Genomic DNA, 13,265 nt, shown 5'->3' on the forward strand with positions numbered 1-13,265 from the left:
GGTTGGCATGGATGGGCGTTGGCGTGGATGTGCATCGGCATGGGTGGGCCGGGACGTGGTCAGCCGCGCCCTGCGACCGGCGCCCGCAGCCCGTCCGCCGCGGCCAGCTCGCGCAGCGCGGCATGCCCAGCGCCGAGCAGCCCCGCGTCCGGGCCGCCGGCCGCGGCGTCGATGGTGAGTTCGCGGGTCGCCATCGGCAGGCAGCGCTCGTAGAGCATCCCGCGTACCGCGGCGACCAGGGGTTCCGCACCGGAGAGTGCGCCGCCCAGGATCACCGCCTCGGGGTTGAAGAAGTTCACGACGACGGCGAGCACCGCGCCGATGTCCCGGCCGGCCTGCCGTACGAGGGTGGTGGCATGCGGTTCGCCGTTCTCGACGAGGCGGAGGATGTCGGTCGTGGAGTCGACGGCGATGCCCCGGGCACGCAGCGCGGTGGCGATGGCGGCGCCGCTCGCCACCGTCTCCAGGCAGCCGATGTTGCCGCAGGAGCAGGGGCGTTCGGCAGCCGTACCGACCCGGACATGGCTGATGTCGCCGGCCGAACCGCGGGCCCCGCGGTAGAGCCGGCCGTGGCTGATGACACCGGATCCGATGCCGCGGCCGGCCTTGACGACGACGAGATGGCGCAGCTTGGGGTGGGCGGCGCGGTGTTCGCCCAGCGCCAGCACATTGGCGTCGTTGTCGAGCAGCACCGGCAGGCCCAGGCGGTCGGCGAGCCGGTCGCGCAGCTCGAACAGATGCCAGCCGGGCATCCGGGACGGGGCGATGATCCGTCCGCCGTCGGTGTCCACCGGGCCGGGGAAGCCGACACCGACGCCGCGGACGGTCCGGCCGGCCGTGCGCTGCCGCTCGGCCAGCTCCGCCAGCCGCTCGGCCAGCACGTCCAGGGCGGGTTCGGGCCCGGCGGTCAGGTCGAAGGCGTACTCGTCGATGTCGAAGCCGGCGCCGGTCAGTCCTACGGCGCCGGTACGGATGTGATGGCTGCCCAGGTCGGCGGCGAGTGCGACGGCCCCCTGGGCGGCGGCCCGCAGCAGCCGCGGGCGCCGGCCGCCGCGCGAGGCGCCCTGGCCGGACTCGGTCAGCAGCCCGGCGTCGACCAGCTCCTGGACGCGGGTGGAGACGGTGGAGGCGGCCAGTCCCAATTCCCGTACGAGGTCCGCGCGGGAGGTGGCGGAGCCGTTGGCGACGAGTTCGAGGACATGCGCGGCGGAGCCGGGCAGCTCGTCGGAGGCGGTCATGGGGCGCCTTTCGGCTCGGGGTGGGGGCGGTATGGGAGCGGTGTGGGAGGACGTGTGGGAGAACGCGTGGAGGAACATGTGGAAGGGCGTGTGGGAGAACGCGTGGAAGGACGTGTGGGGGACAGGACTTGTTTCGGTGGTCGAACGAAGTCAGGGGAGTAACTCGCTGACAGTAGAACCCAGTTCATGTTCGTCCGCCAAGACCCTGGCACTGCTTCGGCGAACCGCGACTCCGTCGCGCCAAGCCCTTGACTTCCTTTCAGGGCCGTCCGTACTTTGCTCGCATTCTTCGACCGGTCGATCCCCGGAGGCAGCATGCGCCTGCGCAGCACACGAATACGTGGGCCCCTGGGGCGCATCCTGGCCGCGGCCCTGCTCGGCGCCTGCGCACTGGCCGGCTGCGGCCCGCGTGGCAACGTTGTCACCGACGTGGGGCTCACCGGCGGCACCCGCGTCGAAGGCGGCACCGCCACCATGGCCCTGCCGCCCGCCTCCACCCCCAACTGGATCTTCCCCATAGGCGCCCCCGGCTATCTGGCCTCGTACAACAGCGCCATACAGAACCTGCTGTTCCTGCCGTTGTTCCAGCCCGAGCAGAAGGGCGACGCGCTGACCATGGAGTCGCCGCGCGGCCTCGCGGAACCGCCCCGCTACAGCGACGGCAACAAAACCGTCAGCATCACCCTGAAGAAGGGCTACGAGTGGTCCGACGGCAAGGCCGTCACCACCCGCGATGTGAAGTTCTGGTTCGATCTGGTCAAACACAACAAGCAGGACTGGGCTGGCTATTCACCCAAGCTGATGCCGGACGACGTCAAGGCGTTCGAAACCGTGGACGACCGCACCTTCCGGCTCCGGCTCGACCGCGCGTACAACCCGGCATGGTTCACCGCCAATGAACTCCAGGACTTCGCCGCACTACCCGTCCACGCCTGGAACCCCGATCACCAGGGCCCGAAGCAGGCCTTCGCCCGGCTGATGCGACACGCCAAACAGTTCTCCAGATTTGACAGCGACCCGCTGTGGAAGACCGTCAACGGGCCCTGGACGATTGAAAAGTGGAGCACCTCGGGCCAGGTGTCCCTGATCCCCAACAAGAAATACCGGGGACCGGACAAACCCCACCTCGACCGGGTCGTCCTCAAGCCCTTCACCACCGCCGACTCCGAATTCAATGTGCTGCGCGCCGGCGGCGTCGACTACGGCTATATCCCGCCGTCCGTCATGGCGCAGTCCGCGAAGTTCAAGGAGATGGGCTATCGCATCGACCCGTGGGAGGGCTGGGCGGTCACGTATATCGTCCTCAACTTCAACCACCCCACGGCCGGACCACTGCTGCGCCAGCCCTATCTCCGCCAGGCGCTCCAGCACCTCATCGACCAGCGGGCCATCTCCAAGGTGATCTGGCACGGCAGCGCCACGCCCACCCTCGGCCCGGTCCCCGCCGGGCTCCTGGACGGCGACCCCTATCCGTACGACCCGAAGAAGGCGACGGCGCTGCTCGCCGCGCACGGCTGGGCCGACCGGGACGGCGAACTGCGCTGCGTACGGCCGGGAAACGGCACCCGAGAGTGTGGCGCGGGCATCAAGAACGGCCAGGAGCTGCGACTTTCGCTGCTCTCCCAGTCCGGTTCGACCGAGACCTCCAACACCATGCAGGCCGTCAAATCCGAATTCGGCAAGGCGGGAATCACCCTCGACATCCGGCAGCAGCCGCTCAACACCGTCCTGGGCACCACCGTCCCCTGCAAGAAGTCCGAACCCATCTGCGCGGAATGGCAGCTCGGCTTCTTCGGCACCCAGGGCAGCTGGTATTTCCCGCCCGCCCCCAGCGGGGAGAAGCTCTTCGCCACCAACGCCCCGTCGAACATGGGAAATTGGTCCGATCCGCGTACCGACCGTCTGATCCGGGACACCGAATACTCCGACGACCCGGCCGTGATGCGCGACTACGGCCGCGAGGTCGCCCGTCAGCTGCCGGTCCTGTGGACCCCCAACCCCGCCTATCAGGTCTCCGCCATCCGCAACGACCTGCGCGGCGTCGACCAGAACCCGACACTCACCCTCGCACCCCAGGACTGGTATTTCGTGAAGAAGGGCGGTGCCGGCAAATGATCCGCTTCCTCGCCAAGCGCATCGCACAGGCCGTCGTCGTGCTGCTGCTCGTCTCCGTCATCGTCTTCGTCCTGCTGCACATGCTCCCCGGCGGCCCGGCCCGCGCCATTCTCGGTGTCCAGGCCACCCCGGAATCCATCGCCCACTTCAACCACCAGCAGGGATACGACCGTTCACTGCCCGAGCAATACGTCAGGTACCTCGGGCGGCTGCTTTCGGGCGACCTCGGCGAGTCGTACAAGCTCAACCAGACCGTCGCCTCACTGCTCGGCGAACGGCTGCCCAAGACCGCCCTGCTCGCCGGCCTGGCCATCGCGCTCGCCGCACTGCTGGCCGTCCCGCTCGGCATTCTCCAGGCCGTACGCCGCGGCAAGGCCGCCGACTACCTGCTGACCGGCGCGGCCTTCCTCGCCTACGCCACCCCGGTGTTCTTCCTCGGCCTGGTCCTCATACTCGTCTTCAGCCAGCAGCTCCAGCTCTTCCCCGCCGAAGCGCCCCAGGCCGACACCGTCGGCGGCATCCTCGCCGACCTGCCCGCTCTCGTACTCCCCGTCGTCACCGCCGCGCTCGGCATCATCGCCGCCTTCAGCCGCTATATGCGCTCCGCCGTCCTCGACAACCTCAGCGAGGAATACGTACGCACGGCGCGCGCCAAGGGCCAGTCCAATGCCCGGATCATGACCCGGCACGTACTGCGCAACGCCCTCATCCCGCTCGCCACCCTCCTCGGCCTCTACCTCCCCACCCTCTTCAGCGGCACCCTCGTCGTCGAGTCGATGTTCAACTACCCAGGAATGGGGCTGCTGTTCTGGAACGCGGCCCAGGGCTCCGACTTCTCGGTCCTGCTCGGCGTCACCCTCGTCGTCGGCGTCGCCACCGTCCTCGGCTCCCTGATCACCGATATCGCCTACGCCGCCCTCGACCCGCGCATCAGGAGCGTGACGTGACCGCCATCGATGTCCCCCTTCCCGAGGCGGCCCTCGCCACCCCTGGACCGGCCCGCCGCACCCTCGCCGTCTTCGCCCGCAACAAGCTCGCCCTCACCGGCGCGCTGGTGCTGCTCGCCCTGCTCGCCTTCTGCTTCCTCGGGCCGCTGATCCACCCCACCGACCAGATCCACACCGACCTCTCCCAGGCAAGCCTCGCCCCCGGCGGCGGCCACCCGCTGGGCACCACCGACCTCGGTTACGACCTGCTCGGACGGCTGATGCACGGCGGCCGCACCTCACTCGAAGTCGGCCTGGCCGCAGGCCTGTTGGCCACCCTCTTCGGGACGGTCTACGGCGCGGTCGCCGGCTACTTCGGCGGCTGGATCGACGCCGTGATGATGCGGATCACCGACGCCGCGCTCGCCATCCCGGCGCTCTTCCTGCTCGTCGTGGTCGCCGCGATCGTCACACCCAGCAAGCCCGTCCTCATCCTGATCATCGCCTCCGTCGCCTGGCTCTCCCCGGCCCGGCTCATCCGCGGCGAAGCGCTCGCGCTGCGCAGCCGCGACTACATCCACGCCATGCGGCTGATGGGCGGCGGCGGTGGCCGGGCGGTGTTCCGGCATATCGTCCCCAACGCCATCGGCACCGTCATCGTCAACGCCACCTTCCAGATCGCCGACGCCATCCTCTACGTCGCCTATCTGTCCTTCCTCGGCCTGTCCATCCCACCGCCCGCCGCCGACTGGGGCTCCATGCTCTCCGCCGGCATCACCTACACCCAGGTCGGCCACTGGTGGCTGATCTTCCCGCCGGGCCTCGCGATCGTGCTGGTCGTCTCCGCCTTCAACTTCATCGGCGACGGGCTGCGGGACGCCTTCGACGTACGGCTGAACAAGAACTGAGGCCCCCATGACCGACCCGCCCCCGATGACCGAACCGCTCCTGACGACCGACTCGCTCCTGACCATGGACGACCTGCATGTCGAGATCACCGGCCGCGGCCGCACCGTCCACGCCCTCGACGGCGTCGACCTCGACCTCGCCCCCGGCGAAGCGCTCGGCATCGTCGGTGAATCCGGCTGCGGCAAGACGATGACCGCGCTTTCCGTCCTCGGCCTGCTCCCGAACGGCGGCAAGGTCACCGGCGGCCGGATCCTCTTCGACGGCACGGACCTCGCCGCCGCCCCGGAACCCGCCCTGCGGCACATCCGCGGCAACACCATCGGCATGGTCTTCCAGGACCCCCTCACCTCCCTCAACCCCACCCTCACCATCGGCGCCCAGGTCGCCGAACCCCTGTTGCTGCACACGGAGTTGACCAAGGCCGAAGCCTGGGCGAAGGCCGAGGAGACCCTGCGGCTGGTCGGCATGCCGCACCCCGCCGAGCGGATGAGGAACCATCCGCACCAGCTCAGCGGCGGGATGCGGCAGCGCGTCGCGATCGCCATGGCACTGGTCTGCGAACCCCGGCTGCTGATCGCCGACGAGCCGACCACGGCCCTCGACGTCACCACCCAGCACCAGATCCTGGAACTCATCGACGAGCTGCGCGAGCGCCTCGGCATGGCGATGATCCTGGTCACCCACGACCTCGGGGTGATCGCCCGTCGGGTCGACCGGGTCGCGGTGATGTACGGCGGCCGGATCGCCGAACGCGCCCCCGTACGGCCGCTGTTCGCCACCCCGCGGCACCGCTACACCCAGGCCCTGTTCGCGGCCCTCCCCGAACGCGCCGTCGACGGCACCCTGCGGGCTACGGATGTCACTGAACGTGCGGTCGACGGTGCTCTGCGGGCTACGGATATCACTGAACGTGCCACCGACGGCGCCCTACGCGCTACGGATGCCACTCAACGTGCCACCGACGGTGTCCGCTCGCTGTCCAGCATCCCCGGCCTGCCGCCGTCCCTCGTCACCAGGCCCGCCGGCTGCCGCTTCGCCCCGCGCTGCGGCTTCGCCACCGACATCTGCCGCGCGGCCGAGCCGGAACTGACCGGCGAGACCAACGGGGACGGCGACGCGCCCCATGCCTTTGCCTGCTTCCACCCGGTCGATCCGGCGCCCGGCGCCGACCCGGTCGCCGAGGTCCGCCCGCCCACACCCACCGCGCCCCCGGTACGTACCGAAGAAACGCTGCTGCGGCTGGTCGGCGTAGCCAAGTCGTATCCGCTGCACGGCGGCCCCTTCGCCCGCCGGAAGAGCGCCGCGTCGCAGGTCAGCGCGGTGGCCGGGATCTCGCTCACGGTGCGGCGCGGTGAGACCTTCGGCATCGTGGGGGAATCCGGCTGCGGCAAGTCCACCCTCGGCCGGATCGTCGTCGGCCTGGAGGCGCCCACCGACGGCACCGTCCACTTCGCCGACCGCGACATCAGCACCCTGACCAAGCGGGAGCTACGCGCGCACCGGCGCGACGTCCAGCTGATGTTCCAGGACTCCTACGCGTCCATGGACCCCCGGATGCGAGTGGGCGCCGTACTGCGCGAACCCCTGGTCATCCAAGGCATCGGAGACAAGGCGGAACAGCGACGGCGGATCGCCGGGCTGCTGGACGACGTCGGGCTGCCGCGCGGCGCGGTGGACCGCTATCCGCACGAGTTCTCCGGCGGCCAGCGCCAGCGCCTCGGCCTGGCCCGCGCCCTCGCGCTGACGCCCTCACTCGTCGTCGCCGACGAACCGGTCTCCGCGCTCGACGTGTCCGTCCAGGCGCAGATCCTCAACCTGATGCGCGATCTACAGCGCGAGAAGGGACTCACCTACCTCTTCATCTCGCACGACCTGGCGGTGGTGCGGCACCTCGCGGACTCGGTCGGTGTGATGTACCTCGGCAAGCTGGTCGAGACCGGCCCCGCCGAGCGGGTCTTCACCCGCCCGCTGCACCCGTACACCCGTGGGCTGCTCGACACGGTCAACGTCCCCGACCCGGACGCCACCCCGGCCGGCACCCCGCTCGGCGGCGAGTCACCCTCAGCCGCCACCCCGCCCTCCGGCTGTCGCTTCCGTACCCGCTGCCCGGCCGCCACCGAGCTGTGCGCGACCACCGAGCCGCCGCCCGCCGAGCCGGAAACGCCTGGCCACCGGGTGGCCTGCCACTTTCCGCTGACGGTGGATCTGGCCGGGAGCGGTCGATAGGTGGCACTGGTCAGGGTTGCTGGGCAGTGGTCGGTGGTCGGTGGTCGGTGGTCAGTTGTCGGTAGTCGGTAGTCGGTAGTCGGTAGTCGGCCGTGGGCGGTGGTTGATGGGTCGTGGTTGGTGGTTGGTGATTGGTCGCTGGTCAGTAGCGGGTGATCGCCGTCGGCCCGTGGGCCGTGCCGATGGCGATATGCGGGTGCTCGGACGGCCGGACCCAGGACAGGATCCGCGCCATCGCCCGGGCCGGTACGGACACACAGCCCGCCGTCGCGCCCTTCCCATTGACATGGAGAAAGATCCCGGCGCCGCGGCCGTGCACCGGGCGGTGGTAATTGAACCCGATGACCAGGGCGCGGCTGTACTGCGTCGGATAGTCCGCCAGCCGCTCGGACTCGGCGGCCGCACAGTCCCGCGGCCGTGGCTCCACCCAGCGGTTGTAGGAGGTGGAGGCGTTGTCCTCGCACCACCACGAATCCGGGCGGACCCGGCGGTACGGGGTGGTGGTGCCGTCCGGCGCCGGGTCGATCCCGAAGGCGAACGGCAGGTCGTACAGCCCGGTCGGAGTGGTTGAGGTGCCCTGCTCACGGGTGCTGCCCTCGGTCAGCCCGCCGGAACCGAAGCGGGCCGGCGCCGAACCGGCCTGGTGCCAGCGGCCGTTGCGCCACTGCCACCACTTCACGGTCCCGGTGGTGGAGCCCTTCCTGGGCGCACGGGCGGTGATGAGCTGGTCGCCGCCGCCGGTGTCGGCCATCCGGTAGGGGAGCGGAATGCGGTCGGCGGCGGTCTGGGCGGGTGGCGTGGCCGGAGGGGTCGCCGAGGCGGGAGAGGCGACGGCGAGCAGCCCCGCCGCGCAGACCGCCGACAGCAGCGCGGCGGTCGCGGGGGTGGCAGTGGCCCTGGCAGCGGCCTTGGTCCTCGCGCCGCTCCTGCCGCTTCCGCCGCGCTTGCCGCTTCCGGCCGTGGTCGTACGGGTACGCGTCAGGGGCATGCCCGCAATCTAGAGCGTGGCGGGTCGACGCGTCGCCGCCCAAACAGGTCACATACGCAGAGCCGCGCGGATGACGTCTGGGCCCCGGCGGACGTGTCCGGGCCGCAACTCGCGGATGCGTCCGTCCTGCCCCACCGCGCCCGCATCCCGTCCGGGGGAAGTCCATCGTGCGCCAGGGCCATGGACGGGCCAGACTCGGGTACGGGGGCTTATGTCCCATGTGCCATCAGCCGTCTCGTTCTGGAGGCCCGCAGTGCAGCGGCAACCGCTTACCCGCAGTGACCGCGCCGTCGACCGCGATCCTCAGCCCGTACCGCCCCCGGACCCGGGAGGCCCGCCTCCCGGCCCCGTTCCGGAGCCGCTCCCCGGTCCGCCGCCGGTGCCCGGACCGCCCGGGCCCGGAGAACCGGAACCGTCCCCGGTCCCGCGTCCGCCCGGACCCGACCCGGACCCGGTGCCCGAGCCGTCCCCGGCCCCCTCGCCGCTCTCCTAGAGGCACGCGTTCTCTGGGGCCGTCCGCACTACCGAAGGAGGTGCCGGCCATGGCCATCGCCACGGTCAACCCGGCCACCGGCGAGACCCTGAAGACCTTCGACGCGCTCAACGCGGGCGAGATCGAAGACCACCTGATCCGGGCCGAGCAGGCCTTCAAGCAGTACCGCGACACATCCTTCGCCCACCGGGCCGAGCTGCTGCTCAAGGCCGCCGACCTGCTCGACGCCGACCAGGACACCATCGCCCGCACCATGACCACGGAGATGGGCAAAACGCTGGTCGCGGCGCGCGCAGAGGCCGCGAAATGCGCCAAGACCATGCGCTGGTACGCGACCCACGCCGAGGAGCTCCTCGCCGACGAGCAGCCCGACCCCGCCGACGTCAAGGACTCCGGTGCGGCGCGCGCCGTGGTGCGCTACCGCCCGCTGGGCACCATCCTCGCGGTGATGCCGTGGAACTTCCCGCTCTGGCAGGTCGTGCGGTTCGCCGCACCCGCCCTGATGGCAGGCAACACCGGGCTGCTCAAGCATGCGTCCAACGTTCCGCAGACCGCGCTCTACCTGGAGGAACTCTTCCGCAGGGCGGGCTTCCCCGAGGGCTGCTTCCAGACCCTGTTGATCGGGTCAGGCGCCGTCGAGGACATCCTGCGCGACCCGCGGATCGCCGCCGCGACGCTGACCGGCAGCGAGGTCGCCGGCCGCTCCGTCGCGTCGATCGCCGGTGACGAGGTCAAAAAGACCGTCCTTGAACTCGGCGGCAGCGACCCCTTCCTCGTCATGCCGTCGGCCGACCTCGACAAGGCCGCCCGCACCGCCGTCACCGCACGTGTCCAGAACAACGGCCAGTCCTGTATCGCGGCCAAGCGGTTCATCGTCCACAACGATGTCTACGACGCATTCGCTGAACGGTTCACCGCGGGGATGGCCGCGCTGACCCTCGGCGACCCGATGGACGAGGACACCGACGTCGGGCCGCTCTCCAGCGAGCAAGGCCGCTCCGACCTGGAGGAACTGGTCGATGACGCGGTGCACCGGGGCGCGCGGGCGCTGTGCGGCGGCCGGCGCCCGCCGGAGCGCCACACGGGCTGGTTCTACGAGCCGACAGTGCTCGACGGCATCACCCCCGAGATGCGCATCCACCAAGAGGAGGCGTTCGGCCCGGTTGCCACGCTCTACCGTGTGGCGGACCTGGACGAGGCGGTGACGGTCGCCAACGACACGCCGTTCGGGCTGAGTTCCAACGCCTGGACCCGGGACGCGGGCGAACAGGCCCGTCTCGCAAGGGACTTGCAGGCCGGTGGCGTCTTCTTCAACGGGATGACCGCCTCGCACCCCGGCCTGCCGTTCGGCGGAGCCAAGCGCTCCGGCTACGGGCGGGAGTTGTCCGGGCACGGCATCCGCGAGTTCTGCAATATGACGACGGTGTGGTACGGCCCGGAGGACTGAGCGGTCGGAGCGGTCGGAGCGGTCGGAGCGGTCGGAGCGTCCGGAGCGGCCGGAGCGGCCGGAGCGGTCGGAGAGGTCGGAGAGGTCGGAGCGTCCGGAGCGGTCAGAGCTGGCAAGGCCGCCGGAGCCGCCAGAGTGGCCGGAGCGGCGATCGGGTGGTGGTACGGGGTGCTACCCGGCAGGCCTCCCTGCGCCACCTGGCGGGCGCCTGCGCCGGAGCGGTTTCCGTCTCCGCCGTCAGGGTGTACGTTCCGGTCAGGTCGAGCTGGCCGACGGCCAGGTTGGTCGGCTCGGCCACCGAGGACGCTGACCGTTTGGATACTGCGGACACCGTCTCCCCCCCGCCCGCGACGTTCAGCGCGGCGCCGAGTCTGCTGAATCCGGCAGGCCCGCTGAATCCGGCAGGCCCGCTGAATCCGGCAGATCCGCCGACTCCAGCAGATCCTCCGATTCCGGCGGCACGCCCATGGACTCCCGCACGACCGTCGACGCCAGATCCGTCGACTCCAGATCCGGCGGATCCGGCAGATCCGGCGGATCCGGCACGACGAACTCGCACCACAGCGCCTTGCCGGAGCCCCGCGGCTCCGCGCCCCAGCGGTTCGCCAGCGCCTCCACCAGTAACAGCCCCCGCCCGGACGTGGCGGTCTCGCCGGGCCTGCGGCGCCGGGGCCACTGGCTGGAGCGGTCCTCGACCTCCAGCCGGATCCGCCGCTGCGCGCCGGGCAGCAGCTCAACAGTGACCAGCGCGCCGCTCTCGGTGTGCGTCAGTGCGTTGGCGATCAGCTCGGACGCGGCGACCTCGACGTTGTGCGAGACCTCGCCGGCCCGCCACTGGTCCAGGGTGCGGCGCAGCGCCGAGCGGACCTCCGCGGTCCCCGCCGGGTCGGCCTGATGGACATGCAGCCGCATCCGGGGCGTGATGGCGGCACGGTGGTCGGTCAGCCGGTGCAGCAGCAGAAGCGCCATATCGTCCTCCGAGCCGGGCTCCGCCCACAGGTGGTCCGAGAGCTGGTCGGCGAGCGCGTCCAGCTCCGGGGGTCCGGCCCGGACCGCCGCGGACAGCGCGTCGATGCCCGCCGAGATGTCCCGTCCGGGCTGCTCCACCAGGCCGTCGGTGCACAGCAGCAGTGTCGACCCCGGTTCGAGGAACAGCTGGGTCTCCGGAAAGTGGTCGTGACCGAAGCCGGTGGCAAGGCCCAGCGGCAGCCCGCCGCGGATCTCGGGCCAGTCGATGTGCCCGGAACCGTCGCTGATCAGCGGGCCGAGATGGCCGGCCCGCGCCACATGCAGCGCTCCTGACTCCATGTCGGCCTGGATGTAGGTACAGGTCGCGAACCGCTCGGTCTCCAGCTCCGCCAGGAAGCGGGAGGCGCGCACCAGCACCGTCTCCGGCGAGTGCCCCTCGCTGGCGTACGCGCGCAGGGCGATGCGCAACTGGCCCATGACGGCGGCCGCATGGGTGTCATGGCCCTGCACATCGCCCACCACGAGCCCGGTCCGCCCCTGGGGCAGCGGGACCACGTCGTACCAGTCGCCGCCGATGTCCCGGCCGACGCTCGCCGGGTGATAGCGGACGGTGACCTCGCCGCCGGCGATGGCCGGGACCCGGCGCGGCAGCATCGTCGCCTGCAACCCCGTCGCGAACTCCCGCTCCTGGTCGAAGAGGGTGGCCCGCTGCACCGACTGGGCGACGACACCGGCCAGCGCCAGCGCCAGGTTCTTCTCCTCCGTCGACTGCACCGACGGTTCGGCGTTGAACAGCCCCAGCGCCCCGATGACGGTGTCCTGCGCGATCAGTGGCAGAAACGCGGAGCTGCCCGCCGGGAGTGCCTCGCTGTACGGGCGCAGCCGCGGATAGCGGGCGATCAGCTCGCCCCGGGTGGCCAGGAAGCACGGCCGTCGAGAGCTCGCCACGTCCGACAGCGGCAGGGTGTCGTCCAGGCGGGAGTTCATCATGTCGTCGGGCACCTCGCCCTCCAGCCCGGCGGCCGCGATGATCTCGAACCGCCCGCCTTCGACCAGCCCCAGAACCAGTCCGTCCGCGCCGAACCGCCGGGCGCCGCCGGTCCCGGTGAGGACCCGCGTCACATCCGCGACGGACAGCGCGCGGGCCAGCGCGGCCGTGATCTGCTGCACCATCACCGTCTGCCGCCGCCGCTCTTGCTGGAGCGAGCGCAGCAGTGCGGAGTCCGCCAGCTCGCTGGACGCCTCCCGGACGATGCCGATGATCCGGTACGGCAGCCCGCCGTCGTCGTGCAGGATCCGGCCCTGGGAGTGCGTCCAGCGCATGGTTCCGTCGCGGCACTCGACACGGAAGTACGCGCCGTAGGACGAGCTGCCGTCCTGCAGGGCCTGGGAGAGCGCCGCGTCCAGCCGCAGCCCCTCCTCCGCCGGTACCCGCGAGACCAGGGACAGCGGCGCACCGTCGTATTCCTCCGCGCGCAGGTCGAACACGTCCAGCGCGCCCGGGTCCAGGTTCATGAACCCGGTGTCCAGATCCCAGTCGAAGGTGCCCATCCGGTTGAGCGAGAGCCGCTCGCGCAGACCGATGGGCTCATGGTGCGACACCCCGGGCGCGTCCTCCTCGACCCGGCGCGGATGCCGGTCGGCGCGGGGATCGTAGCCCTTGTCGTCCGGCGGTCCGGTCTGCCTGGTCACGCCCTCTGCCTCCGCCTCGTGCACTTGGCCTCCGCCTCGTGCCCTTGCCTCGCGATGCCTCCTCATATCCGGCAACGATTACACAGCGTAATCAGTTCCCGGACGCGCGGTGAGTGGGGGTGTCAGGGCAATCGGTTCCCAGCGGGCGGCCGGGGCCGATGTCCACCGGAACGCGGCCATGCGCTCACGATAGGTGCGGCCTCGAAACCCCGCATTTCCGGTGCTCCGGTTGCCGCTGGGCGTTACGGAAGACGGGTGACGG

8 protein-coding genes are annotated in these 13,265 nt (G+C 70.9%); 5 read left to right on the forward strand and 3 right to left on the reverse strand.

Annotation, left to right across the window (positions count from 1 at the left end; all coding sequences use genetic code 11):
- Positions 1-59: 59 nt before the first annotated feature.
- Positions 60-1,238 (reverse strand): ROK family transcriptional regulator, encoded by a 1,179-nt coding sequence (locus AB0I10_RS04510; protein ID WP_363150776.1) that lies wholly within the window; start codon positions 1,236-1,238, stop codon positions 60-62.
- Between the two features lie 315 nt (positions 1,239-1,553).
- On the opposite strand from AB0I10_RS04510, the gene AB0I10_RS04515 reads away from it, so the two are divergent.
- From AB0I10_RS04515 to AB0I10_RS04530, 4 genes are read left to right on the forward strand one after another with little or no spacing between them, the layout of a single operon-like run.
- Positions 1,554-3,353 (forward strand): peptide ABC transporter substrate-binding protein, encoded by a 1,800-nt coding sequence (locus AB0I10_RS04515; protein ID WP_363150777.1) that lies wholly within the window; start codon positions 1,554-1,556, stop codon positions 3,351-3,353.
- Positions 3,350-4,300 carry an ABC transporter permease gene (locus AB0I10_RS04520; RefSeq protein ID WP_363150778.1) on the forward strand — a complete coding sequence of 317 codons (951 nt, stop codon included), beginning with the start codon at positions 3,350-3,352 and terminating at the stop codon, positions 4,298-4,300. Before AB0I10_RS04515 ends, AB0I10_RS04520 begins: the two co-directional genes overlap by 4 nt.
- A gap of 5 nt (positions 4,301-4,305) precedes the next feature.
- The gene (locus AB0I10_RS04525) at positions 4,306-5,187 is read left to right on the forward strand and encodes an ABC transporter permease (RefSeq protein ID WP_363150851.1); all 882 of its coding nucleotides are present in this window, start codon (positions 4,306-4,308) and stop codon (positions 5,185-5,187) included.
- Between the two features lie 7 nt (positions 5,188-5,194).
- Positions 5,195-7,414, forward strand: coding sequence for an ABC transporter ATP-binding protein (locus AB0I10_RS04530; protein ID WP_363150779.1), 2,220 nt, complete (start codon positions 5,195-5,197; stop codon positions 7,412-7,414).
- A gap of 142 nt (positions 7,415-7,556) precedes the next feature.
- Here AB0I10_RS04530 and AB0I10_RS04535 read toward each other — a convergent pair whose 3' ends face one another.
- Positions 7,557-8,402 (reverse strand): L,D-transpeptidase family protein, encoded by an 846-nt coding sequence (locus AB0I10_RS04535; protein WP_363150780.1) that lies wholly within the window; start codon positions 8,400-8,402, stop codon positions 7,557-7,559.
- Between the two features lie 542 nt (positions 8,403-8,944).
- On the opposite strand from AB0I10_RS04535, the gene AB0I10_RS04540 reads away from it, so the two are divergent.
- A complete protein-coding gene (locus tag AB0I10_RS04540) occupies positions 8,945-10,342 on the forward strand; it encodes an NADP-dependent succinic semialdehyde dehydrogenase (RefSeq protein ID WP_363150781.1) in 1,398 nt (465 codons plus the stop codon).
- Between the two features lie 354 nt (positions 10,343-10,696).
- Here AB0I10_RS04540 and AB0I10_RS04545 read toward each other — a convergent pair whose 3' ends face one another.
- A complete protein-coding gene (locus AB0I10_RS04545) occupies positions 10,697-13,003 on the reverse strand; it encodes a SpoIIE family protein phosphatase (RefSeq protein WP_363150782.1) in 2,307 nt (768 codons plus the stop codon).
- Between the last annotated feature and the right edge of the window lie 262 nt (positions 13,004-13,265).

Origin of the sequence: Streptomyces sp. NPDC050636, assembly GCF_040654775.1 — a bacterium.
Classification (GTDB): Bacteria; Actinomycetota; Actinomycetes; order Streptomycetales; family Streptomycetaceae; genus Streptomyces.